The following is a 1,776-nucleotide window of genomic DNA, read 5'->3' as shown; positions in this document are numbered from 1 at the left end:
CATCTTGGCCCAGTTGATGACGCCGGCCTTCCTGAAGTCGTGGAACTCGAACGCGACGCCGTGCTCGTCGAGCCACATGCGGGCCTTCTTCACGGTGTCGCAGTTCGGGATGCCGTACACGACGATGCGTCGGGTCTGGCCCATCAGTCGCCTCGCAGCAACTCGTTCAGGCCGACCTTCGCGCGGGTCTTCGCGTCGACCTTCTTGACGATCACGGCGCAGTACAGGCTGTGCGAGCCGTCCTTCGACGGCAGGTTGCCCGCGACGACGACCGAGCCGGCCGGGATGCGGCCATAGCTGATTTCGCCGGTTTCGCGGTCGTAGATCTTCGTGCTCTGGCCGAGGTACACGCCCATCGAGATCACCGAGTTTTCCTCGACGATCACGCCTTCGACGACTTCCGAGCGCGCGCCGATGAAGCAGTTGTCCTCGATGATGACCGGGTTGGCCTGCAGCGGCTCGAGCACGCCGCCGATGCCGACGCCGCCCGACAGGTGCACGTTCTTGCCGATCTGCGCGCACGAGCCGACCGTTGCCCAGGTGTCGACCATCGTGCCTTCATCGACATAGGCGCCGATGTTCGTGTACGACGGCATCAGCACGACGTTCTTCGCAATGAACGAGCCGCGGCGGGCGATGGCCGGCGGCACGACGCGGAAGCCGCCCGCGGCGAAGTCTTCGGCGGTGTAGTTCGCGAACTTCGACGGCACTTTGTCGTAGAACTGCGAGTAGCCGCCGGCGGGCATCGGCACGTTGTCCTCCAGGCGGAACGACAGCAGCACGGCTTTCTTCAGCCACTGATGCACGATCCATTCGCCGTCCTTCTTCTCGGCGACGCGCAGTGCGCCGCGGTCGAGCTGCTCGATCGCGTGCGCGACGGCATCGCGGACCTCGGCGGGGGCGGCCTTCGGCGACAGCCCGGCGCGGTTTTCCCAGGCGGTATCGATGATTTGCTGAAGTTGTTGCGACATATGCGTTTTCGCTGGAAGTGAATGGAATGGAGTAGGCGGTTACCGGGCGAGGCCGCGGCAGAATTCGACGATGCGCTGCGCGCCCTCGACGCATTCGGCGGTGCCGGCGACAAGCGCGATCCGGATGAAATCGCGGCCCGGATTCGTGCCGTGCGCGTCGCGCGCGAGGTACGAGCCGGGCAGAACCGTCACATTATAGTCGGCGTACAGGCGGCGGGCGAACTCGGTGTCGGACAGGCCGGTGCGCGCCACGTTGGCCCACAGGTAGAACGCGGCGTCCGGCAGTTTGACGTCGATCACGTCCGCGAGCATCGGCGTCACGGTGGTGAACTTCTGCGCGTACAGCGCGCGGTTCTCGCGCACATGCGTCTCGTCGCTCCACGCGGCGATGCTGGCCTGCTGCCAGACGGGCGACAGCGCCGCGCCCTGGTACGTCCGGTACAGCAGGAATTTCTTCAGCAGTGCGGGGTCGCCGGCGACGAAGCCCGAGCGCATGCCCGGCACGTTCGAGCGCTTCGACAGGCTCGACAGCATCACGAGCCGCTCGAAGCCGCGGCCGAGCCGGTGCGCGGCCTCGAGGCCGCCGAGCGGCGGGTTCGATTCGTCGAAATAGATTTCCGAATAACACTCGTCGGAGGCGATCACGAAACCGTATTGGTCGGACAGCGCAAACAGCTCGCGCCAGTCGTCGAGCGTCAGCACTGCGCCGGTCGGGTTGCCCGGCGAACACACGTAGAGCAGCTGGGTGCGCGCCCAGACGTCGGCCGGCACGGCCGCGTAGTCGCACGCGTAGTTGCGGGCCGGG

2 protein-coding genes are annotated in these 1,776 nt (G+C 66.3%); both read right to left on the bottom strand.

Features of this window, described 5'->3' with window-relative positions; all coding sequences use genetic code 11:
• Positions 1 to 143 precede the first annotated feature (143 nt).
• Complete coding sequence (dapD, locus tag KH616_RS24775; RefSeq protein WP_292254826.1) at positions 144 to 971, bottom strand: 2,3,4,5-tetrahydropyridine-2,6-dicarboxylate N-succinyltransferase; 828 nt, start codon at positions 969 to 971, stop codon at positions 144 to 146.
• A 39-nt stretch (positions 972 to 1,010) separates the two neighbouring features.
• Positions 1,011 to 1,776, bottom strand: a 766-nt coding sequence (locus KH616_RS24770; protein WP_292254823.1) for an aminotransferase class I/II-fold pyridoxal phosphate-dependent enzyme, incomplete at its 5' end; no start/stop codon positions are given.

It is taken from the genome of Burkholderia sp. (genome assembly GCF_018375725.1).
Lineage (GTDB): Bacteria > Pseudomonadota > Gammaproteobacteria > Burkholderiales > Burkholderiaceae > Burkholderia.
This window is presented reverse-complemented; position numbering and strand designations above follow the sequence as displayed.

Bases quoted from the DNA above. Each gene is read 5' to 3' on its own strand.
- dapD (WP_292254826.1), bottom strand. From the start codon at position 971: ATGTCGCAACAACTTCAGCAAATCATCGATACCGCCTGGGAAAACCGC.